We start from the raw sequence: 21,952 nt of genomic DNA on the forward strand, positions 1-21,952 counted from the left end.
AGTTGATGTTTTCTATGCAACTGCCAAGAGCAGTTCCAGTGATTTGCTAGTCAAGCAAATAGAAGTTGATGTTCTGCATCTGTGCAATTCAGAGTCCTGTTGCGTTGGAGGAACTTATTTTATGAATAGTCAGTCAATGTTGCCAGGGGTAGAAAGTCAGCGCCGCGCCGCAGATTTTTTTGCAACGCATCGTCGGAGCCAGAGTTCCATCGGGACACCGTCATTTCGGTTTACCAATCACGAGATTGATGAGAATTCAGCTCATCGGCAGGCTGAGCAGTTTTATTTACAGAAGCAGATTCAATCGCAGACGCCAATGGTAATTGTGCTGGAAGACGGCGAGAAACTTGAAGGTCAGATTGAGTGGTACGACCGTGGCGTACTGAAGGTGCGCGGTAAAGCTAAGATTCTTATATATAAATCTGCGATCAAATACATGTATAAACTTGGCGAGGCCGGGCAGTAAGAATGCAGCGCTAATCTCTGTCAGAATGAGCAGCTTTTCTCAGGCGATCGCGAATTGCCTCGCCGACTCCTGCGGTTTGTGGGAGGGGGCAGAGGATTACAGTGCAGCCTTCCGCATCGAGCGCGCGCAATCCTGCGTAGAGTTTCTCGGCCAGTTCTTCAGGCGCACTCCAACGACCCCATGGAAACTCGGCGGCACCGCGTAGCGGCGGTTCGAACGTGGTCTGAGCCAGTTCCGCAGGTAGCATGATGCCTAGTCGATCTTTGGTGAAGGGCCGAGCTGCGTTGACCAGATGCGCGGGAAGGTCGGCCAGCGCGGCTTCGACGAGGATAAGGTGCGCGCGCGGCGCATAGTGGCGCAGGCCCACTCCTGGAGAGGGAAGCGACTCGCGAACAGCGCTGATTGGAAGCATTTGTTCCTTGAAGTAATCCACGGGACCGGCAACTTCACGAATCTGCTGGGCGGTTATCGCTCCGGGGCGGTAGATGAGCATCGGGCTTTGAGTCGGATCGAGGACAGTCGATTCAACTCCGTGCTGAGTTGGACCCGCGTCAACAACAGCGTCGATTCTGCCGTCGAGATCTGCGAGGACGTGTGCGGCGGTTGTGGGACTAATGTGGCTGAAAATATTAGCGCTGGGTGCGGCAACGGGCACTCCAGCCTGTCGAATGATTTCAAAGGCGACGAGATGCGCGGGCATGCGGACGCCGACTAGCGGACGACCGGCGGTGACAACGTCGGGAATAGTGGCGGAACGGGGCAGGAGCAGCGTCAAAGGTCCGGGCCAAAACTCCTCCATCAACCTGCGCACGATAGGCGCATACTCGGTGACGAGGTGACTCAACATCGAATTTTGATGGACCGGCCCGGCGATGTGCACGATGATCGGATCCCACGATGGGCGCTGTTTGGCATTAAATATGCGCTCAACTGCGGCAGGGTCGAGCGCGTTGGCGCCAAGGCCGTAGACCGTTTCGGTCGGCAAGGCGACCAGGCCGCCGGTGCGAAGAATCTGTGCCGCGCGAGCGATGGCAACTTGCGCATGCCTGGTGTGGATGGCTGCAGGATCGACGACAAGGCGTTCGGTCTTCACGTTATCATTGTCGCTGTTTGTAGCGCCGGCGGCTACCTGCGTATACTCACTCCTTATCATGTCTATCGAGACGGAGATCAAATTCCGGGTTTCGAGTGTGGGAGAACTTGTGCTGCAGCTTCGTGGAGCTGGGTTTCGCCAGCAGACGCCGCGCTCATTTGAAAGTAATGTTCTGTATGACACGGCTGACCGCAAGATGCGTGCGCGGACAGAGATTCTCCGCATCCGCAGCTATGCGGGCAAGTGGATGGTGACGCATAAGAGGCTGCCGGACATCGGACCGGGCGAGGATGCGCACAAGCATCGCGTGGAGACGGAGACTGAAGTTGGCGACGGCGATGTGCTGGCACAGGTCTTCAAGTCGCTTGGGCTGGTCGAGGCATTTCGCTACGAGAAGTGGCGCAGCGAGTGGACCGACGATGAAGGGCACTGCGTAATCGATGAGACGCCGATCGGCGACTACGCGGAACTTGAAGGTTCTGCGGAGTGGATTGATCGCACCGCGGCACGAATCGGCGTGGATCGCACGGCTTACATCACGCTCAGCTATGGGCGGCTTTTCGAGCAGTGGCGCGAAGAGCATCATTCCGAGGCCAACGATCTGACGTTCGATGCGGTTGCGGCGGCGGTTGGAAATCACTAAGGGTGGCGCAATGTGCCTCTGACTACGCGCTTTCCTGGCTGGATCGCCGCCAATAAGGATGTCTTTCGCATCCACCGAAACTCGTGGTAGGTTTGGCGCATGCGCAATTCGATGATTTCCTTGTTCGCCATGTGTTTTCTGATTTCCGTTTCTGCGCTCGCCCAAAAAGACGGTGATGCGCGCGTCCTGCGATACGCCATCGTTTCAGCTGGTCAAAGAGCTGGTAGTGAGGTCGACACTTTCAGTCCGGACGGCAGGATCACGAGTGCATTCGAATTTAACGATCGCGGACGTGGACCGAAGATCGAAGCGCGATATGTGGTTGGGTCAGATGGGATGCCCATGCGCACGGACATCACCGGCGTCGACTACTTGAAAGCGCCCGTCGATGAGCACTTCAGCGCGGAAGGCGGGCAAGCCCAGTGGAAAAGCACATCCGAGGAGGGTCACGCGCCGGCAGGGCGTTTCTATATAGCGATTAACTCTCCCGCGTTGGAAACTGCACTGCTCGCCCAAAAGCTTGTCAAAGCCGGTACCGTAGGCGTCAAGCTGTTTCCCGCAGGCGAGGCGCACATCGAAAAACTTGCCGAACTGACTCTTGAGGATCACGGCGAGTCCATGCATGTTGCCGAGTATGCAATCACGGGCCTGGCGTACACGCCGATCTCAGTGTGGCTGGATGATCAACTGAATTTTTTTGCACAGCCCGGTACGTGGACCGCGATTTTGCGCGAAGGCTGGGAATCGACCAACGCCAAACTGGATGCATTCACCAAGCAGTCCGACACGGACCGATATAAACAACTGGCCCTTAAGTTGACCCGGCACCCGAAAACGCCGCTCGCCATTGAGCATGTCCGACTTTACGATTCTGTTCACGCGACGATGGCGGACGATCAAACGGTCGTTGTGAGCGGCGATCACATCATGGCTGTATCTCCGGCTGCGTCAGCGCAAGTGCCAGCGAACGCCGAACACATTGATGGCCGCGGAAAAACGCTGCTTCCGGGGTTGTTCGATATGCACGCCCATGCCCAACCCGCTGATGGCATTATGAACATCGCGAGTGGAGTGACCTCGATTCGCGACATGGGAAATGACATTAATGACCTGGCCACGATGCAGCAGCAGTGGCAGGAAGGAAGTACTATCGGTCCGCGGGTTTCTAAGGCTGGACTTATCGACGGCCGTGACCCGATGCAGGCTCCAACTGGAATCTTCGTCACAACGCAAGACGAGGCGAACGCAGCGGTGAATCATTATGCGGATCTGGGATATATCCAGACCAAGGTTTACAGCTCTCTGAACCCTGCGTTGCTCCCGGAAATCATTCAAGTTTCACATCAACGCGGGATGCGCGTTAGCGGTCACATTCCGAACGGGATTACGGCTTCGCAATTCGTAAGCGAGGGTGCCGATGAGATTCAGCACATCAATTTCATTTTCCTCAACTTCCTTGCAGACAAAGTTAAAGACACGCGAACTCCGGAACGTTTCACTTCTGTGGGACAGTATGCTCGCGAACTGGATCTGCATTCAAAGCCTGTGAATGACTTTATCGATCTGCTGCTGCAGCATCACACTACCGTAGATGTGACGCTCGCAACTTTCGAAGGCATGTTCATCGGCCGGCCAGGGCACGTCTCGCCGGACTTCGCGCCGGTTCTCGATCGCTTGCCGGCGCAAATTCAGCGCGGGGCATTCACTGGAGGACTGACCGTGACCTCTGCCAACGACCAGACTTACCGAGATTCCTGGGCAGCCATGCTGAAGATGACCAAGCGGATGTACGATGCGGGAGTGCCGATCCTTGCCGGAACCGATGCCACGGCGGGGATTATGCTCCATCGCGAACTTGAACTGGAAGTCCAGGCTGGAATTGCTCCTCTGAAGGCGCTTCAAAACGCAACATTTGTTGCTGCCACGGTCCTCAAGAAGCAGGATCAACTGGGATCAATCGAGCCGGGAAAACTAGCAGATATGGTGCTGGTGGAGGGCGATCCTGGCGCCAACATCGCCGATATTCGGCGCTGTCGCACTGTAATCAAGAATGGAGCGGTGTTTGACAGCGGCCGGCTTTATAGCGCGGCAGGAATTCTTCCTGCGAAGTAGACTACGGTTTTTTAACAGCCCGGTATGGGGATGTGGATTGATCGCACCGTCGCCCGGATCGGTGCGGACGCTCTCTGGGTTTGCGCGTGGCTGAGTTGCGGATTGGACAAGACGGCGTTTGCGAGGACTCAACTTATCCTGCCGCTCGCCAAAAGCCGATAGCGTTCAATCACAATTGCCGCTCAACCCTTGTGCTTATCGTCTCTTCTTCTTCGGGCGAGCGTCAGCGAAGGGGTTCCTTTGCCGACGCCGCCGAACCAGGTGGTTCACGGAAGGGTTCCACAGAGATGCGCTCGTAACACACTTCCAAAACCGTCAGGTATTCTGACCCGCCGGGCGCGTGGAGAACTACGCTGTCACCCGCTGTCGACTTCATCAACGCGCGCCCGAGAGGTGACACCCAACTGATGTGGTTGCGGTTGAGATCGACCTCGTCGGTGCCTACGATGCTCACTACTCGCTCCGCCCCCGCGGCGTTGGCATAGCGGACGGTCGCCCCGAAGAACGCCCTCGCCTCCGCCTGTCTCGATCTCGGAGCTTCCGGGTCCACCACTTCAGCGGCCTCGATTCGCTTTGTGAGAAAGCGAATCCGTCCATCAATCTGCCGCAGTCGCCGCTTGCCGTACTGATAGTCGGCGTTTTCACTGCGATCGCCGTTGCCAGCGGCCCACGCCACCACCTCCGCCACTGCCGGGCGGTCCCTAGTAAGCAGAAAACGGTGCTCATCTTTGAGGCGCTGCAGCCCGCCTGGGGTTATGTAGTTCTTGACTTGCGTGGCGGGCTCGTCCGGTTGTGGTCGTCTTGTAAAGCCTTTACGCATCTCGCAAGTCCTCTCACGGAATATCGTCGATTTGGACATAACCAAAATGTGAAGACGAAAGGATGGTAGAGGCTCGCACTATCCCAGGTCCGAAAATCCGGGCCAAAACAGAAGCAGATCCTTCGCTTACCACCCCCAAACTGAGGAAGGCGTTTGGAGCCCCGTTCGCTGAGGACGACACTCCACGCAAATGGGAAGTTGTGCTAGGCTTCCGCGCCGTGGCACTTCTTGTATTTTTTGCCTGAGCCGCAGGGGCAAGGATCGTTGCGGCCGACTTTTTCTCCGGTGCGGCGTTGCGAGGCTTCTGTTCCGTTTCCTGCGCCGGCGCGGGTGGCGGCTTCGAGTTCACGCTGCTTCTTGCGGGCGAACTCCTTCTCCAACTGATCGATGGTGGTGGAGGGGGCACGCGTCGGGATCGTAATCTCGCGCGGTGGCTGTGCACCGTCGCGCAGGCTGGGCTGACGGTCGCCGTTAAGCGAGAGTTGGTCGGCGCTGGCCACGGGCGGCGCTGGCGGGACCACTCTGCGCGGCTCCGGAGGCGCATCAATCGGGCGGCCATCGGGGCCGAGAATTTGCATGCGGAAGAGGAAGCGAACGGTGTCTTCCTGGAAGCGCGCCATCATGGCTTCGAACATGTCGAAGGATTCGCGCTTGTAGGCCACCAGCGGATCCTGCTGCGCATAGCCGCGAAGACCGATGCCTTCCTTCAGGTGATCCATCGCGAGCAGGTGGTCTTTCCACAGACCGTCGATGACGCTGAGCATGACCATGCGCTCGTGATAACGCATCTGGGGCGCTGAGAGGATGTGCTCTTTCTGCTCGTACTGTTCCTTCAGCTTCTCGAAGATCGCGTCGCCTAGTTCGTGGCGCGCCAGTTCCTGAGGCTTGATATTGGCAGCAGCCAGACTGAGGCCGAACTGGCCGACGAGCTTTTCATCCATGCCCTTGAGGTTCCACTGATCGGGATGTTTATCTTCCGGCGCAAATTCGTCGAGGATGCCGCTGAGAATTCCGCCTACATAGTCTTCCAAGATGAGCTCGCGCTGGTCGACGCCTTCGAGAAGCTGGCGACGGAGGCCATAGACCGCTTCGCGCTGCTTGTTCATCACGTCGTCGTATTCGAGCAGGTGTTTGCGCGATTCGAAGTTCTGCGACTCAACGGCTTTTTGTGCGGCCTCAATGCGATTCGAAATCATCTTCGACTCGATGGGAACGCCTTCTTCCATACCCAGCTTTTCAAGTAGGGTGCTGACCCACTGCTTGGCGAAGATGCGCATCAGGTCGTCTTCAAGCGAGAGGTAGAAGCGCGAGGCACCGGGATCACCTTGGCGGCCGGCGCGGCCACGGAGCTGATTGTCGATGCGGCGTGACTCGTGGCGTTCGGTGCCGAGGATGAAGAGGCCACCCTTGTCGATGACTTCTTCGTGTTCTTTCTGCGCGGCTTCGTTGTGAACGGAGAAAGTCGCATTCCAGTCTGGCTCGGAGACTTCAAACTCCTGTCCCTGGTAGTAGAAGCGCTGGAATCCGGCGGGAGCCATGGGGTTGATGGCACCTTCTGCGACGGAGAGCGCGCGGGCGCGGCCCTGCTTGACCATCTCCTGGCGCGCCATGAATTCGGGATTGCCGCCGAGGAGGATGTCGGTACCGCGGCCAGCCATGTTGGTGGCGATGGTGACCATGCCGAGACGACCGGCCTGGGCGACGAATTCAGCTTCGCGCTCGTGCTGCTTGGCGTTGAGCACTACGTGGCGAATGCCTTTGCGCTGCAGGATTGCGGAGAGACGCTCGGATTTTTCGATGGAGACGGTGCCGACCAGTACCGGCTGCTGCGTTTCGTGCAGGATTCCAATATCGTCGGCCGCAGCTTTGAATTTCTCTTTCTCGGTGCGGTAGACGACGTCGGCATTCTCTTTGCGGAGCATCGGCTTGTTGGTGGGGATGACGACGATTTCAAGCTTGTAGATCTTCTCGAATTCTGCGGCCTCGGTTTCGGCTGTGCCGGTCATGCCGCTGAGCTTTTTATAGAGGCGGAAGTAGTTTTGGAAGGTAATGGTCGCCAGGGTCTGGTCTTCCTTGCGGATGACGACGCCTTCCTTGGCCTCGATGGACTGATGCAATCCGTCGCTCCAGCGGCGGCCGGGCATAAGGCGACCGGTGAAGGTGTCGACGATGATGACTTCGCCGTCCTTGACCACGTAGTCCACATCGCGTTTGTAGAGAGAGTGGGCCTTGATGGCGGTTTCGACGTAGTGCTTGAGTTCCCAGTTTTCTGCGCTGGCGATGTTGTCGATGCCAAGAGCCTTCTCGATGGTGACCCAGCCTTCGTCTGTAACGCCGATTGTGCGGTGTTTTTCGTCGACGAAGTAATCGCCGGTAAAGGTTTTACCTTCGAGGCTGTCGATCTCTTCGCCAAGTTCGAGCACCGGAATGATCTTCTTCACACGGGCGTACTTGTCGGTGGTCTGGTCGGTTGGGCCGGAGATAATGAGCGGGGTGCGGGCTTCGTCAATGAGGATCGAGTCAACTTCGTCGACGATAGCGTAGTAGTGGCCGCGCTGCACGCAATCCTTGATTTCAAACTTCATGTTGTCGCGCAAGTAGTCGAAGCCGAATTCGTTATTGGTGCCGTAGGTGATATCGGCGGCGTAGGCGGCGCGGCGTTCGTCGTCACTGAGATCGTGGACAATGACGCCGACGGTGAGGCCGAGGAACTCGTAGATTTTGCCCATCCATTCGGCGTCGCGCTTGGCGAGGTAGTCGTTGACGGTGACTACGTGGACGCCGTGGCCGGCGAGCGCGTTGAGATAACAGGCGAGAGTGGCGACGAGGGTTTTGCCTTCGCCGGTCTTCATTTCGCTGATCTTGCCCTGATGAAGGACCATGCCGCCGATGAGCTGTACGTCGAAATGGCGCATGTGTACGGCACGCCAGCCGGCTTCGCGGACTACGGCGAAGGCTTCCGGCAGAATCTCGTCGAGAGCGGCGCGTTCGGCTGTCTTAATTTCTTCGGGATCGGTGAGGTTTTGAAGCTTGGCGGCGATGCGTGCGCGGAAGTCAAAGGTCTTGGCCCGAAGTTGTTCATCTGAAAGTTTTTCCATCTCGGGCTCAAAGGTGCCGATCTGGGAAACAACGGGAAGCAGTTTTTTGATCGCCCGCTCGTTGGCGGTGCCGAATACTTTTGTGAGTGCCTTATCGAAAAACACGTTCAATCTCCAGTTAACCGGTGTTGAAGCCAAGAATCTGCAGCGGAGGGAACGGGCGATGTTCGAATGATTTGGCCGCCGATCAACGCTGCGCAGGCGCGAAGGTCAGACGGAGAGGGGTGGAGGCCGCTGGAATGAAGCGGGGAGGAGCGGGGGCGCAGGGGGCCGGCTGATGCCTCGAATGAAAGCTGCAGAGACAAGGGTAAGGGGCGACACCAGACCGATGAAGAAGACCGGGAGTATTGCCATCCACACGCCGATACTTGCGTTGCGCGATATGGCCCTGATCCGGCGGGCTGATCCTGCAGGCGCATAACGAGAGACGGGCCTTACTGCGGAATGCTGACTCTGGCTTTTGGCGAGGAACTCGAGGACCGGATGTGCGTAGGCTTTGGCACTTTGCAGGCCTGCTTCGGCACGGGCGGCTGATGTGAACGCGATCGCAGCGATCGCCACCCACATCCACGCGCTTCTATTTCGAGATCCTGACATGCTGAGTTTCCTCTTCTATTGTGTCATAGATGCAACTTGGATGGGCTTTGGCGAGGCCAATTCTCAATCACGTTTCACGATCAGGCGGTCGACCTGTTCGCCCCGACGGATTCGGCGCAATTGGCGTAAGAGGTGCCGGGCGGGCGTGTCGGGGTCGCCATTGTCGTCTTCGTCAGCGTCTTCCACCTGGCGTTGCTGCGCCTCGATGGCGTAGTGAATACGCGGTCGGTAAATGAGGGTCAAGCCGAGAATCACCGTCCCAAGTCCCGCGGAGGACGGGGACAACCTTGGCCTGCGTTTTCCCAATTTTCGATTGCCCCACCATGGCACGCGGAACAGGTAGTAGTAAGCCAGGATCACCAGAATCGCCAGAAACGGCGATCCCATAGCAAGCGCAGCAACTGCACTCAAAGCATCCATAAAAGTGCCTCCGACGTGCGGCAGAACTTCGCGATCGGTGGACCACAGAGACAACTGCGGCGCGAACCGCAAGGTCCCTGTGGTGTGTTAACCGATTGAAGGATTTAAGCGAGTCGGAATGGCGGGGGGCGCTGGAAGGAGGGAGCCAGCGATGGTGCCTCGTGCATGTGGCCGAGGGAAAGAACCGGCAGCATAGGGAGCAGGCTGAACGGGACCAGCAGCCCGACGAAGAACGCGGGAAGCAGCGCCATCCAAGCGGGGGCGTCCGTGGTCTGGCCGTGAGGGATGAGGAGCGCAAGGACGGCGATTGCGATCGCGGCGACCGCTATCCAGAACCAAGCGCGTTGATGGCGAAATAGATTCATGCGGGAAACGCCGCTGCCCGAAGTATAGCAATGGTTGCCAGTTCGGAGCTCCAAGCTCTTCGTCCACGGTTTGGCGCTTCGGTCGAAGACGCAGCAGTTAGAACTTTTCATCTTTTCATGCAGAAAGCGAAGAAGAAACGAAATGCTGCGGCCAAAAACCATACAAACTTTTTGTGGAAAACTGCAAATTCAGGGAGGGGGGTGGGGGTACCCCGATAGCTCCCATGGAGGTTTTCGTTAACCGAAATTCGGTTCTTTCCGATTGGAGTTAAACCGTCAATGCAATTGTGCACCGAAGACTCGAAATTATCTGCAAAGTCCGGCAACGATTTTGGAATCGTTGGTGAGGAGCCGGAATCCACTGATGCGGAGGGGTTTGATGGCTGATCGGGGCAATGCTGCTTTGAGGGAACACGTTGTGAACCTATTGACAGGCGGTCATGCGCACGCCACGTTCGAGCAGGCGGTGAAGGGACTGCCGGTGGAGATGCGGGGCAAGGTGCCGAAGGGCGCCGAACACTCGCCATGGCAGTTGCTTGAGCATCTGCGGCTTGCGCAGTGGGACATTCTGGATTTTTCACGAAATGCGAAATACAAAACGATGAAGTGGCCCGATGACTATTGGCCGAAGGAGAAGGCTCCCGCCGACGAGAAGGCGTGGGACAAAAGCGTGCGGGCGTTCAAGAAAGATTTGAAGGAGATGGTCGCGCTGGTCTCGGACGAGAAGACGGATTTGTTCGCGAAGATTCCGCATGGCGACGGGCAGACGATTCTGCGCGAGGCGCTGCTGGTGGCGGATCACAATGCTTATCACGTAGGACAACTTGTGCTGGTGCGGAAGATGCTGGGAGCGTGGGAGTAACGAGCCAGACTTCTTAGGTTTTTTTCCACCGGAACACTCAGCGCTGATTAGCTCGGCGGATCGCTAGCGAAACTGATCACGGGTGGGTACGATTGGTTCACGGCGAGGGCGTTGAAAACGTGCGTGGCATTCGTGGGTACGAGGAAGTCGAGAATGTTTCCCGTATTGACTTCACGGAGAATGAAGGCATAGCCGGCTTGTCCGAGGTTCGGCTGGGACTGGAAATCTGGCACTTCAACCGTGAATTCTCCGCTTTCTGATGGCACGACGGCAGAGACCGTGATGGCTGGAATGGCACCGTCGAAAATTCCGAAGAACGGGAGCGCCCAATCGGCCTGATAGGTAACTTCCACCTTGGCGGTCTTTCCTGGATCGATGGTAAAAGGCTGGATCTGACCGCGAAGCGTGATCGTTTTAAGGGGTTTGCATTCGAGTTGCCGCCACATGGCGGTGCCTGCTGGAACGATGTCGAGTTTGATAATTTCGCAGCCGGGGAGGAATGCGATGACCTTGATTTTGTCGGCGGCCTTTCCGTCGACTGCGGCGGTGAAATCGATGGTCTGGCGATCGGGTTGCGGCTGTATATAAGATTCATTCCCTCCAAACGAACCGGTGAGGAAGTAACGGACCTCGACCTTTTCGGAAGGGAAGGCGCGTGGCAGATAGAGGGTGATCAGCGGGCCTTCTCGCAGCGTACCGCGCTGGGCAATCGCGGTCAGCGTACAGGCCAACAGCAGAGAAAAAGGAACAATTCGCTTCATGAGGGCAGCCTGTTCATTCGACGTTGGTGTGGGCTGATCGTTTGCAAGCGATGGACCAAGGCTGTGGGTGAGATTCTCAGTTGATTAGTGCATCGAGATTTTCGCGCGCAAGCAACGTTTGCACACGCGCACGGATCTCGTCGCGGATTTTGCGTACTTCTTCCATGGGCTGTCCCTTGGGATCGCGGAGGGGCCAGTCGTCGCGGTGGAGGCCGGGAACGTAAGGACAGTTGTCGCCGCAACCCATCGTGATGAGGAGTTGCGCTTGGCGGGCTAAATCCTCGCTGAGTTTTTGCGGTCTCGCGTTGCTGAGGTCGATGCCAATCTCCTGCATAGCGGCCAGCACTTCCGGATGAACGCGCGGGCCGGGTTCGGTTCCCGCGGAGATGGCTTCAGCCCTGGATCGATCGGCGAGCTGATTGAAGAACGCGGCCGCCATCTGCGAGCGGCCGGCGTTGTGTACACAGGCAAAGATAACCTTGAACAAGTCGCGTCTCTCTTTACTTTGCCGTCGTTTCACGAACAGCAGGTTGGACCACAGCAGGACCTTGCGGCAGTGGTGGATGGCTTGATGGCGTAGATCTTCACACTGGCGGCGGTCGCGTTGACGTCGTAGGTGGCGAGAAGCCTCTTCAATTGATCGTGCAGTGAGGAATCGGCGGGAGTGGAAGAGCAGCACGAAGTTTCGACTACTTGAAGTGGATTGATCGCGTTTGTGTTGTCTGCCCCATCCATGGCCGGTGAACAACAGCCAGACTGATTTTCGACCTTGGCGTAGGCGTTGAGGTCGGCGCCGCTGTCGACGATTTCAATGTGTTCGAAACCTGCGGCGAGAAGGCCGCTGCGGTAGTCGTCGAAGCGGATGGCTCCGGCGATGCAGCCGACATAAGCGGCAACGCTCTTTGCGATGGCCTCGGGCAATTCGCGCTTCAATGCGATGTCGCTGACGGCGAGGCGGCCGCCGGGCTTAAGGACGCGGGCAATTTCGCGGAAGACGGCAGGCTTGTCGGGGGCGAGGTTGAGGACGCAGTTGGAAATGACGCAATCGACGGATGCGTCGGGAAGCGGAATTTTGTCGATGGTGGAGAGGTGGAATTCGACGTTGGTGTAGCCGCCGGATTTTGCATTGGCGCGGGCGCGATCGATCATGGCGGGCGTCATATCGATGCCAATGGCGCGGCCAGTTGGGCCGACCTGCTTCGATGCGAGAAAGACGTCGAGACCGCCGCCGGAGCCGAGATCGACAACCACTTCACCGGCCCTGATGTGTGCCGTGGCAGTGGGATTTCCGCAGGAGAGGCCCATGTTGGCCTCCGCAGGGATAGACGTGAGTTCTTCCGCGGTATAGCCGAAGGCCTCGGCTACTGCTTTGACGCCAGCGTCGTCGCTGGAGAGAGAACTTTCAGCAACGGCCGCATACTTTGATTTCACCGAGTCCAGAAGCTGTTCTGCCATGACATACTCCTTAGAAAAACATATTCACATAAGCGAATATATTCCTTGTCAACGTATTCGTCAAGGCGTATATATAAAACATGGCGTCGAAATCATCGCAATTCAATATGGAGAGGTTCTTTCAAGCGCTGGGCGATAATACGCGGCTGCGCTTATTGAACCTGATGGGAGACCAGGAAATCTGTGTCTGTTATTTCGTGGAGATCCTGGCGCAGGGGCAGCCAAAGATTTCGAGGCACCTGGCGTACCTGCGCAATGCGGGCATCGTGCAAGCACGGCGCGAAGGGAAGTGGATGCACTATCGCATCGTGATGCCGCCGAATGCGGGTGCGACGCAGGTGTTGCGGCAGACGCTGGCATGGCTTGCGGAGGATCGTGCGATGCAGGCGGACAGGGCAACGCTGGCGAAGGCGTGCTGCGCGCCGGCGAAATTTGTGTCTCTACAAAGTGCTCCGCGGCCGGCCGCTGTGGATTGCGCAGTTGCTGCAGAGGCCAGGTGATTATGGCGAGCGCTCCTTATGCGCAAAGACAGATTTGCGCTCCGCTGGAGCGGAAGAAGCTTTCATTTCTCGATCGATTTCTTACACTATGGATTTTTCTGGCCATGGCGGTTGGAGTCGGGCTGGGGCATTTTGTGCCGGGCTCCGCCGCGTTTGTAAATCGTTTTCAGAGCGGGACGACCAATATTCCAATTGCCATCGGGCTGATCATCATGATGTTTCCGCCGCTGGCGAAGGTGCGCTACGAGAAGCTGGGCGAGGTCTTTCGCCGGAAGCGCGTGCTGGGGCTATCGCTGGTGCAGAACTGGGTGATTGGTCCGGCGCTGATGTTTGGGCTTGCCGTTGCTTTCCTGCGCGGAGAGCCAGCTTATATGCGCGGGCTGATTCTGATCGGCATTGCGCGCTGCATAGCGATGGTGCTGGTGTGGAATGAACTGGCGAATGGCGATACGGATTATGCGGCGGGACTGGTCGCCATCAACAGCATGTTTCAAGTGCTGTTCTACAGCTTCTATGCGTGGGTGTTCATCACGGTGCTGCCGCGCTGGTTTGGTCTGCAGGGCAGTGTGGTCGATGTGAGCATCGTGCAGATTGCGAAGAGTGTTGGCATCTATCTTGGAATTCCTTTTGTTTCGGGAATGATTACACGTTTTGCGCTGATCCGGATGAAGGGCGAGGCGTGGTATCGCACGCGCTTTATTCCGCGCATTAGTCCGCTGACGCTGGTGGCGCTGCTGTTCACGATCCTGGTGATGTTTTCGCTGAAGGGCGATTTGATCGTGAGACTGCCGCTGGATGTGGTGCGCATTGCGATTCCGCTGGTGGTTTATTTCCTGATCATGTTCCTAGTGAGCTTTTGGATGGGAAAGCGGCTGGGTGCGAACTACGCACAATCGGCAACGCTGTCATTCACGGCGGCTGGGAACAACTTCGAACTCGCGATTGCGGTCGCGGTGGCAGTGTTCGGGTTGAATTCCGGTGAGGCTTTTGTAGGCGTGGTTGGGCCGCTCATTGAGGTTCCAGCACTAATTGGGCTGGTGAATGTTGCCTTCTGGATGCAGAGACGATATTTCAGTTCTGAGAGCGAGGACTTCTCAGTGCTTCCGATCGAAGATTCACTTTAGCCGAGTTGCATTTGTTGCGATGGATTCTCTAATCCATCTTCATGCCGGGCATGGCGGAGTGGTCCATGTTGTCGTGGCCGTTGTCGTCATCGTCTACGGACCAGACTTTACGCGGATCGGATTCATAGGGATAAACGTGCACCATCCAGCCGAGGACGTGCGGAAGAAACTTTCCGCCCGCGGCATCACACTCTTCCTGCGTGTGGATGGAGCCGAGCAATCCAAATTTGGCATTTGTTCCGAAGTAGGCAGCCAGTTGGCCGGCTGGCGCTTTGCAGAAATTTACATGTTGATGCCAGCGCGCAATGCTGAGGGGCACGCGTGCGTTGATCTCATCCTCGTTGGCGTCGACGCGATCGGTGTACATGACACCAATGAGTTTGTAGTCGCCCTCGGATGTCTTGCGGTAAAGAAGCGACGTAGGCTTGAGCGGATCGAAATGATTCCGTGCGGCGATTCCGTTTGCGGCTTTGGTGAAGTGATACATGGGCTGGGGAATGTTGGGAAGGAAGATGCGATATCCGTCTGCGAGTGCTTGATGGTAGTCCTGGTACGGAGCCATGGCGGCCTTCGCAGCGTTGACGATCGCGTCGGCTTTTGCTTGATCGCCTGGCTGCTTTGCGCGAAGGGTTGTCATGTACATGTGTCCGGACATATGGGCCAAGCCTTGCGTGCTCCCGCTGGATTGCGCGAGGAGGGCACCGGCTGCGAAGGCAAGGGTGACGAAGAGAAAGACAGAACTACGAAGACGCGAGGGCATAGACGACCTCCGATACGAGCCCTGGGGATGCTCGAATTCTCTATACGTTCTGACGGCGAGTTTAGTTCTGTGATTACCGGGACAGGCCGGTCTACGTGATGCGCGAGGTGGCGATGAGGCGTTCGGAGACGGCTTCTACGATTTGCTCGTGGACTTCGTCGATGCTCAGGTTGCCTTCGATGAGGACGACGCGGTTGGGTTCGCGCGTTGCTATCTCTTTGTATTTCTCCCAGACGCGTTTAAAGAACTCGCCCTGCTCCGTCTCGAAGCGGTTTTCATCTTTACCGGTCTGCGCGACGGTACGTTCGTTGCGATGGCGTGCGCGGGCCAGGCTGGAGTCGAGCGAGGGCAGAAGAAGCAGGGTGAGGTCGGGCTTGAGATCGCCGCAGACGAGGCGATGCAGATCGAGGACGCGCTGGGAGCCGAGTTCGCGGCCCCCGCCCTGGTAGGCCTCAGTGGAGTCGGTAAAGCGATCACAGAGAACCGTGCGGCCGGCGGCAAGCGCGGGTTCGATGACTTCGGCGATGGCCTGGGCACGGTCGGCGAACATGAGTGCCATTTCTGTCATGGAGGCGAGCGGAGTCGAGCCGGAGTCGAGCAGCAGGGCACGGATGCGATCGCCGGTGGCAGTGCCCCCCGGTTGGCGGGTAATGACGGGATCGAGGCTGCGCTTTTGCATCCACGCGGCCAAGCGCTTGATTTGCGTGGTTTTGCCGGAGCCATCAAGGCCCTCGAGAGTGATGAACAGTCCGCGCGGCATGCCGAGAGTCTACCACCCGTATGTAATGCGACGCGGTGGCGAGGACGGGATGACGATGTTGCTGAATTTGTGTTACAAACAGGAGATTCTCAATTCGAAGTCGGAGTTAGCTCACGGGGCGGAATGTGCTCTGCGAGATTTTTCTTCGGTCCTGCAACGGAACATGGTTGCAGCGGACACGGCCCGACCCCTCGACAATCACGCCAGTCGCCGGGGTGCCCGGCTGACGAAAAATCCCGCACACATCACAAACTGCTACGCACTGAGTACTCGAAGGGTTGGGAAAACTGCGGGTGCTGATCGCGCTCGATTGGAGTATTTGTGGAGAAGCTCTCTTTGTTAAAAAGGCTCGCTGCCGGCGGCGCCATTGCGGCTACATTATTTGCGGCCGCACGTATCAACGCACAGAACCTAACACTCGAAGGACAGACTGGCGGGTTTATCACACCGACAGCCTACGTGGTGTACTCCGACAAGGACCATGTGTGGTCGCATCCCGCAATCGGCTATCACTTTGTGAACGCATCGAGCGTGATCGGTTACGTGCACACCTTCTCGATTGAAGAGGGCATTGGCAACCGTGCCGAGTTTGGCTATACGCGTAGCGTGCACACCAAGGGCAATGATCCAAATTTCAGTGGCCTGTGGGATTTTTCAGGCATGAATATATTCAACGCCAAAGTCGTGGGGATTAAGGACGGGCAGTTCGGGCCGTGGACTCCAGGCATTGGCGCGGGATTCGTGGTACGGACGGGCGATAAGTTTGTGAGCGGTGCCATCGGTCAGGAACTAGGCGGTCCATTGAAGTCATACACGAATGGCGATGTGTACGTTGCGGCGACGAAGACATGGCTGCATCCGCCAGTGCCGTTCTTGTTGAATTTTGGCTTGAAGATGACGAACGCGTCGATCTACGGGCTGGGCGGGCAGTCCACGCGGTTTATGGGGCGGCTCTTCGGTGGACTCGGTATTCCGATTCCGATTGGACACAACATCGCCGCGGTGCCGGCGATCGGATTCACGCAGGAGCCTCCGCAGGTAGTGAACCTGAAGTTTCCGGTCCTCTATCCGCCGGGAGCGGGCGCGCATATTCCAACGACCATGGACTATGCGGTGCGCGTCACACAGAAGGAAAATCCGCACTTCGCGTTTGATATAGGCATTGGACATGTCGCTGGTGTCATCGGAGATACGGCGGTGCCAACCGGTCTGCCCCCACCCTATCCGCCGATCGTGCTTGTACCGATCGATCTGAAGGCCAACAAGGTTGTGGGAACAGGGCTGAGTTTCCGCTACTAACTAAGTGGATTCATAACTGCACAGGGCACACACGCGCTAAGTTGTGTGCCTTGTGCAGTCTATATAGAGCGGTATAACTAAAGTGCCCAAACGGGGTGCAACTTTCCATGGCGCCCTGGGTTTACCCATGCGTAGTCTGAATATGCGGCAAGCGGTATTCTTCGTGATCTGGCCTCAAGACCGGGCTGGAGGCAAGAAGCTTTGTGTGTCTGCTTTGAGCTGACATTTGAAGGCGCTCGAAGGCCGCGTAAGATCAACATTCCCGATGAGCGGCGAAACATAGGTGCCGCTCACGAGAGGTTTAAAGAAATTTAAGGAGATTCCCATGCAATTACTCCGCAAAGCACGCTGGATGTTTTTAGCACTGCTGCTTTCTCTGGTTCCCGCATCTTCTTTCGCGGGCGTATTGATCAGCGTCGGCATTGCGCCACCGGTGCTGCCGGTTTACGAACAGCCCCCGTGCCCGCAGCCGGGATGGATGTGGACACCGGGATATTGGGCTTATGGCGATGATGGGTATTATTGGGTTCCGGGCGCGTGGGTGCCTGCGCCGTATGAAGGCGCATTGTGGACTCCGCCCTACTGGGGCTGGTCTGGTGGCCTGTATGTGTTTCACGGCGGCTACTGGGGACCACACGTGGGCTATTACGGCGGCGTGAACTACGGATTTGGGTTCATGGGTGTTGGCTTTGTGGGCGGCATGTGGCGCGGCCATGACTTCGTTTACAACACGGCGGTGGTTCACGTGAACAATGTTTACGTGCACAACACCTACATCGATCGCACGGTGGTAGAGCGCAATACGATTGTGAATGAACGTCACGTCGCCTATAGCGGCGGACCGGGCGGCATCAATCACCAGCCTACCGGCGAAGAGCGGAACGCGATGCACGAGCAACACATCGGTGCGACGCAAGTGCAACAGCAGCACATGCAGATGGCTCGTTCCGACAGAAGCTTTTACGCCAAGAACAATGGGGGACGTCCGCAGACATTGGCGGCCGAGCGGCCCATGGGCTTCAACAACAATCATGGTGCGCAAGGCAATGCACGGCCACAGCAGCAGAGTTCCTTCAACAACAACCGCGGCAACGCAAACGGCGGTGCTATGAGCCGGCCGCAGTTCCAGAATCAGCCATCGCGGCAGCCGCAGAACCAGATCCAGGAGCGCGGAAATGCGCAACAGCCGCGTGGAAATTATCAACAGCCGCGGAATGAGTCGCGGCCTGCACCACAGCAGCACGAGCAGTCACGGCCTGCAGCCCAGCCGCGTGAGCAGTCCCGGCCGCAGCACGAAGAGAAGGCGCCGCACAGATAGTTGAAGTCTGCGCCTGTTGAAATAGCACGAAAGCCCGCGGTATGCCGTGGGCTTTCGTGCGTCAGGACAGAGTCTAAAGGGTTGCGGGTTGCATTCCGGCGATTTCGATTTCTAGGCCGCCGAAGTCGGGATGCAGATTTTCGCGAATGCGGTAGGCGACGTCGATGCGGGACCCCTGAGCGAGACTGAGTTCCGCAGACCGCGCTGCCATATCCCAGCCAACGGCGCGGGTCGCTGCCGTGCCTTCATCCTGTGCGAGTTCGAGACGCAGATGACGTTCCTTCATCAAGCGAGGGCCGGAGACAAGGCGGGCACCGCGTGCGACGAAGATGGGCTCCGTATTTCCATGACCCAACGGTTCGAGTTTGGCAAGCCAACCAGCAAGTACCGCTGTGATCTGATGAAGCGGCAATTCAGCATGGATGGCGATCACGCGCTCCGGCTCGCGCTCTGCCAGGCGTTCGGCAGCACACTTAGCGAGCCGGCGCTTGAGTTCCGGCAGGGCTTCGGTGGGAAGAGCAAAGCCGACCGCAAATGCATGTCCGCCGAAGCGCGTGAAGAGATCCGCGCATGTCTCGATGGCCTCAAGCAATTGGAATCCGTCGACTGAGCGGCCGGAGCCGTAAGCGATGCCGTCTTCAACGCTGATGACGAGGGCAGGTTTCGCGGTCCGTTCGACGACGCGCGATGCAAGAATGCCGATTACGCCGCGATGCCAGCCATCCCCGTCGACGACGACGAGTCGAGCGGCGGCAAGGTCGGGATCAGTTGCGAGGCGAGCCTCAATCGCGGCGAGCGCGCGAGCTTCGGTTTCGCGACGGTCGCGATTGAGGCGCTCGAGCTTGTTGGCGAGTTCAACGGCGCGGGCCTGATCACGAGTGCAGAAGAGCTCGATGATTTCCGAGGCAACGTCCATGCGTCCTGCTGCATTGATACGCGGCGCGAGACGGAAAGCGATGTCAAAGGCTGTGACCGGTTTGGTTGCGGGATCGAGTTGCGCCGCAGTGAAAAGAGCGCGGAGGCCAGCGCCGACGGGCTTACGGAGTTCGCGAAGGCCGAGCGCGGTAATGACGCGATTTTCGCCGCGCAGAGGAACTGCGTCGGCGATGGTGGCGATGGCAGCCATTTTCAAAAAGCTGGGCAGCAACTTGTTGCGAGTACGATCAGCGTCGTCGCGTTCGAGCAATGCCTGCGCGAGCTTGAGTGCAATGGCTGCGCCGCAGAGGGATTTCTCGGGGTATCCGCACTGATGCTGATTAGGGTTGAGGATGGCGAGAGCGACGGGAACAGCATCATCTGAACGCGACAGGTGGTGGTCCGTGATGATGAGGTCCAGGCCGAGGCGCTTCGCCGTCTCTGCTTCCGTGAAGGCGCGCATGCCGGTGTCGACGGTGATGACGAGTCGAACGCCATCGGCGAATGCCGATTCGAGGACAGAGGATTGGAGGCCATAGCCCTCGCGCAGACGGTGTGGAACGTGAAAGCGAACTTCGCCGCCGAGCAATTCGATGGCTGTCTTGAGCAGGACGACAGCGGTGGTGCCGTCAACGTCGTAGTCGCCGTAGAGCAGGATGGGCTCTTTGCTCGCGATGGCCCTCTCAACGCGCTCTACTGCGGCCTTCATGCCGAGCATGAGTAGCGGATCGTGCAGATGGGATATTTCAGGATTGAGAAATGCGAAGGCTTCGGCGGAGGTGTTGATGCCGCGTGCGACGAGGAGTTCAGCGAGAACGACGGGAATGTGAGCGGATGCTGCCAGGGCCTGGGCTTCGTGCGGATGTGGATCAGCGATTATCCAGCGCTGGCGCGGCGACGAAAGAAATGTGGCGCTGTTCGTAGCTGCGCCTGATGCGCTCACCGTGCTTATTCGTCCTCTTCATCGTGTTCGTGATCGTGGTCGTCGATGATGATGTCGTTGAAGCTTTCAACATCTTCAAGTAGCGACTGAAAACGCTCGTACCACTCGGTGGTGGTTTCGTGAAGGAAGACGATGCCCTGGTAGATGAAGCCGAGCTGGATATATCCGACCATGCCGGCGTACTTGCGGAGCCACTGTGCTTCGACGAGTTCGGAGGCTTCTTCGTCAGGGAAGTTCATCTCGCCGGCTTCTTCAATCAGCCGATCGAGTTCTTCGCGCTCAAGGCGCATTTCACTGAAAGTGACAAATGGCGCGCCGACGCGTTTGGCCATCTCGACAAAGTCTTTCCATGCGTCAGGATTGTGTTCGCCTTCCCAGACGACGGAGGGAATATCTTCCGTAATGTATCCCGGAAGACGTACGAGTCCGTGACCTTCGATGAAGGCCACCATATCGTCTTTCAGCGACAGAAGGTTGTCCGTGCTCATAGTCAAGCAATCATTCTCTCAGATGGGGAAGGGTTGGGCAGGCGTAAATGTGGAAACTTTGCGGTCCGCGCCGCCCCTGTAAGCTGGAAGCTGGAGGAGTGAAACTTGCCCCTGTTCGAACGTCATGTTTTTGTCTGCCATAATACCCGTCCTGAAGGCGCTCCGCGGCCCTCGTGCACCGCTGATGGAAAGAGCGATCTACACACACAACTGCAGCAGTTGAGCAAGGCTGCAGGCCTGGGAAGCGCTGTGCGCATCAACAAGTCGGGCTGCCTGGACCAGTGCGAGCACGGCCCGACGGTGGTTGTATATCCAGAGGCCGTTTGGTACGGGCATGTGAAGCCGGAGGATGCCGCTGAGATTGTCGAGGAGCACCTGATCAACGGGCGGCCTGTGGAGCGGTTGCGGCTGGCGGATGAGTGCATCAATACCAAGAGCTGTCCTCATCGGCCAATCAGTGGTCAGTGAGCAGCGGCCAGTGATCAGTTCGGCATGTCGGTGTACACCGTGCGGTCTGATGCGGTATCCTGAAGTTTAGCTCATGATTTTTTCTCGCGAATACATTGGGTATCTCGCCCGCCGTACGGTCAAGCACCTCATTGATGCCAAGCTGATCACCACCAGCGACTTGAAGGGCACGGAGGCGCGCGTTACAGCTGGGCTTACGGACGAGCTTGCGCTCGAAGACCGCATCAACGAAGAGGTGCGCGTGATTCTTGAAGCGTATTCCGACGAGATGCGCAAATCCGGCGCGCAATACGCCGAGATGTTTAAGAAGGTGAAGACCGAGCTAGCGAAGAAATACAAGGCGGTGCTATGAGAATCAGCCGCGACAAGCTGAACAAGCTGGCTCACACCGTGGCCGACACGCTGGCCGACATCGACGACGTGGGATTCAATGAGGATCGCAACACGATTCGCCAGGAGGCGCGTAAAGCGCTCGAGAATCTGCTGACGGAAGAAGCGCGGATCGATGCTGCGGCGCGGCAGAAGATTGCCTCGCAGCGGAAGATCATCATGGAAGGCTCGCAGGAGTGGGAGATCCTCTACCGCAAGTATTACAACGACGAAGTGCGGAAACTGGGGATTTGACCGTGGTTTGCGTGTGGCGGCCTTTGGCACGCAGTTGAAATTTTGATAGATTAGTGAGGCA

The 21,952-nt window shown here is 57.6% G+C and carries 24 protein-coding genes; 11 read left to right on the forward strand and 13 right to left on the reverse strand.

Features of this window, described 5'->3' with window-relative positions; translation table 11 throughout:
- Positions 1 to 121: 121 nt before the first annotated feature.
- On the forward strand, positions 122 to 466 hold the full coding sequence (locus P8935_RS08290; RefSeq protein ID WP_348264519.1) for an RNA chaperone Hfq: 345 nt from the start codon (positions 122 to 124) through the stop codon (positions 464 to 466).
- A 10-nt stretch (positions 467 to 476) separates the two neighbouring features.
- On the opposite strand, the gene P8935_RS08295 is transcribed toward P8935_RS08290, so the two are convergent.
- Entirely contained in the window at positions 477 to 1,559 is a 1,083-nt protein-coding gene (locus tag P8935_RS08295; RefSeq protein WP_348264520.1) for an L-threonylcarbamoyladenylate synthase, read from the reverse strand.
- A gap of 58 nt (positions 1,560 to 1,617) precedes the next feature.
- On the opposite strand from P8935_RS08295, the gene P8935_RS08300 reads away from it, so the two are divergent.
- Both P8935_RS08300 and P8935_RS08305 read left to right on the forward strand, forming a co-directional pair.
- Positions 1,618 to 2,202, forward strand: a complete 585-nt coding sequence (locus P8935_RS08300) for a class IV adenylate cyclase (RefSeq protein ID WP_348264521.1) — start codon at positions 1,618 to 1,620, stop codon at positions 2,200 to 2,202.
- Positions 2,203 to 2,301: 99 nt separating this feature from the next.
- Positions 2,302 to 4,314 (forward strand): amidohydrolase family protein, encoded by a 2,013-nt coding sequence (locus P8935_RS08305; RefSeq protein ID WP_348264522.1) that lies wholly within the window; start codon positions 2,302 to 2,304, stop codon positions 4,312 to 4,314.
- Positions 4,315 to 4,537: 223 nt separating this feature from the next.
- Here the strand turns inward: P8935_RS08305 and greB are convergent, their stop codons facing one another.
- The 5 genes from greB to P8935_RS08330 all read right to left on the reverse strand — a co-directional run bounded on the left by greB (position 4,538) and on the right by P8935_RS08330 (position 9,614).
- Positions 4,538 to 5,134, reverse strand: a complete 597-nt coding sequence (gene greB, locus P8935_RS08310) for a transcription elongation factor GreB (protein ID WP_348264523.1) — start codon at positions 5,132 to 5,134, stop codon at positions 4,538 to 4,540.
- 203 nt (positions 5,135 to 5,337) lie between these two features.
- Entirely contained in the window at positions 5,338 to 8,337 is a 3,000-nt protein-coding gene (gene secA / locus P8935_RS08315) for a preprotein translocase subunit SecA (RefSeq protein ID WP_348264524.1), read from the reverse strand.
- 105 nt (positions 8,338 to 8,442) lie between these two features.
- Positions 8,443 to 8,829, reverse strand: coding sequence for a hypothetical protein (locus tag P8935_RS08320; RefSeq protein ID WP_348264525.1), 387 nt, complete (start codon positions 8,827 to 8,829; stop codon positions 8,443 to 8,445).
- A gap of 63 nt (positions 8,830 to 8,892) precedes the next feature.
- On the reverse strand, positions 8,893 to 9,249 hold the full coding sequence (locus P8935_RS08325; protein ID WP_348264526.1) for a hypothetical protein: 357 nt from the start codon (positions 9,247 to 9,249) through the stop codon (positions 8,893 to 8,895).
- A 104-nt stretch (positions 9,250 to 9,353) separates the two neighbouring features.
- On the reverse strand, positions 9,354 to 9,614 hold the full coding sequence (locus tag P8935_RS08330; protein WP_348264527.1) for a hypothetical protein: 261 nt from the start codon (positions 9,612 to 9,614) through the stop codon (positions 9,354 to 9,356).
- A 379-nt stretch (positions 9,615 to 9,993) separates the two neighbouring features.
- On the opposite strand from P8935_RS08330, the gene P8935_RS08335 reads away from it, so the two are divergent.
- On the forward strand, positions 9,994 to 10,476 hold the full coding sequence (locus tag P8935_RS08335) for a DinB family protein (RefSeq protein WP_348264528.1): 483 nt from the start codon (positions 9,994 to 9,996) through the stop codon (positions 10,474 to 10,476).
- Positions 10,477 to 10,523: 47 nt separating this feature from the next.
- Here P8935_RS08335 and P8935_RS08340 read toward each other — a convergent pair whose 3' ends face one another.
- From P8935_RS08340 to arsM, 3 genes are all read right to left on the reverse strand, one after another.
- The gene (locus P8935_RS08340; protein WP_348264529.1) at positions 10,524 to 11,237 is read right to left on the reverse strand and encodes a hypothetical protein; all 714 of its coding nucleotides are present in this window, start codon (positions 11,235 to 11,237) and stop codon (positions 10,524 to 10,526) included.
- A 76-nt stretch (positions 11,238 to 11,313) separates the two neighbouring features.
- Positions 11,314 to 11,724, reverse strand: coding sequence for an arsenate reductase ArsC (locus P8935_RS08345; protein WP_348264530.1), 411 nt, complete (start codon positions 11,722 to 11,724; stop codon positions 11,314 to 11,316).
- 29 nt (positions 11,725 to 11,753) lie between these two features.
- A complete protein-coding gene (gene arsM, locus P8935_RS08350) occupies positions 11,754 to 12,692 on the reverse strand; it encodes an arsenite methyltransferase (RefSeq protein ID WP_348264531.1) in 939 nt (312 codons plus the stop codon).
- An 80-nt stretch (positions 12,693 to 12,772) separates the two neighbouring features.
- Here arsM and P8935_RS08355 point away from each other — a divergent pair, with 80 nt between their 5' ends.
- Together P8935_RS08355 and arsB are read left to right on the forward strand one after the other, a co-directional pair.
- On the forward strand, positions 12,773 to 13,192 hold the full coding sequence (locus P8935_RS08355) for a metalloregulator ArsR/SmtB family transcription factor (RefSeq protein WP_348264532.1): 420 nt from the start codon (positions 12,773 to 12,775) through the stop codon (positions 13,190 to 13,192).
- A gap of 2 nt (positions 13,193 to 13,194) precedes the next feature.
- Positions 13,195 to 14,316 (forward strand): ACR3 family arsenite efflux transporter, encoded by a 1,122-nt coding sequence (gene arsB, locus P8935_RS08360; protein ID WP_348264533.1) that lies wholly within the window; start codon positions 13,195 to 13,197, stop codon positions 14,314 to 14,316.
- Positions 14,317 to 14,344: 28 nt separating this feature from the next.
- Here the strand turns inward: arsB and P8935_RS08365 are convergent, their stop codons facing one another.
- Together P8935_RS08365 and tmk are read right to left on the reverse strand one after the other, a co-directional pair.
- Positions 14,345 to 15,076, reverse strand: a complete 732-nt coding sequence (locus P8935_RS08365; RefSeq protein ID WP_348264534.1) for a hypothetical protein — start codon at positions 15,074 to 15,076, stop codon at positions 14,345 to 14,347.
- A gap of 91 nt (positions 15,077 to 15,167) precedes the next feature.
- A complete protein-coding gene (tmk, locus tag P8935_RS08370; RefSeq protein WP_348264535.1) occupies positions 15,168 to 15,836 on the reverse strand; it encodes a dTMP kinase in 669 nt (222 codons plus the stop codon).
- Positions 15,837 to 16,157: 321 nt separating this feature from the next.
- Here tmk and P8935_RS08375 point away from each other — a divergent pair, with 321 nt between their 5' ends.
- Together P8935_RS08375 and P8935_RS08380 are read left to right on the forward strand one after the other, a co-directional pair.
- Complete coding sequence (locus P8935_RS08375) at positions 16,158 to 17,135, forward strand: DUF3034 family protein (RefSeq protein WP_348264536.1); 978 nt, start codon at positions 16,158 to 16,160, stop codon at positions 17,133 to 17,135.
- 325 nt (positions 17,136 to 17,460) lie between these two features.
- Positions 17,461 to 18,453, forward strand: coding sequence for a hypothetical protein (locus P8935_RS08380; protein WP_348264537.1), 993 nt, complete (start codon positions 17,461 to 17,463; stop codon positions 18,451 to 18,453).
- A 73-nt stretch (positions 18,454 to 18,526) separates the two neighbouring features.
- On the opposite strand, the gene recJ is transcribed toward P8935_RS08380, so the two are convergent.
- Both recJ and P8935_RS08390 read right to left on the reverse strand, forming a co-directional pair.
- A complete protein-coding gene (gene recJ, locus P8935_RS08385) occupies positions 18,527 to 20,311 on the reverse strand; it encodes a single-stranded-DNA-specific exonuclease RecJ (protein ID WP_348264538.1) in 1,785 nt (594 codons plus the stop codon).
- A 5-nt stretch (positions 20,312 to 20,316) separates the two neighbouring features.
- The gene (locus P8935_RS08390; RefSeq protein WP_348264539.1) at positions 20,317 to 20,799 is read right to left on the reverse strand and encodes a hypothetical protein; all 483 of its coding nucleotides are present in this window, start codon (positions 20,797 to 20,799) and stop codon (positions 20,317 to 20,319) included.
- 105 nt (positions 20,800 to 20,904) lie between these two features.
- On the opposite strand from P8935_RS08390, the gene P8935_RS08395 reads away from it, so the two are divergent.
- The 3 genes from P8935_RS08395 to P8935_RS08405 all read left to right on the forward strand — a co-directional run bounded on the left by P8935_RS08395 (position 20,905) and on the right by P8935_RS08405 (position 21,891).
- Positions 20,905 to 21,267, forward strand: a complete 363-nt coding sequence (locus tag P8935_RS08395; protein ID WP_348264540.1) for a ferredoxin — start codon at positions 20,905 to 20,907, stop codon at positions 21,265 to 21,267.
- Between the two features lie 73 nt (positions 21,268 to 21,340).
- Positions 21,341 to 21,619 (forward strand): DUF507 family protein, encoded by a 279-nt coding sequence (locus P8935_RS08400; RefSeq protein ID WP_348264541.1) that lies wholly within the window; start codon positions 21,341 to 21,343, stop codon positions 21,617 to 21,619.
- A complete protein-coding gene (locus tag P8935_RS08405; protein ID WP_348264542.1) occupies positions 21,616 to 21,891 on the forward strand; it encodes a DUF507 family protein in 276 nt (91 codons plus the stop codon). Before P8935_RS08400 ends, P8935_RS08405 begins: the two co-directional genes overlap by 4 nt.
- The last annotated feature ends 61 nt before the right edge of the window (positions 21,892 to 21,952 follow it).

Origin of the sequence: Telmatobacter sp. DSM 110680 (assembly GCF_039994875.1) — a bacterium.
Lineage (GTDB): Bacteria > Acidobacteriota > Terriglobia > Terriglobales > Acidobacteriaceae > Telmatobacter.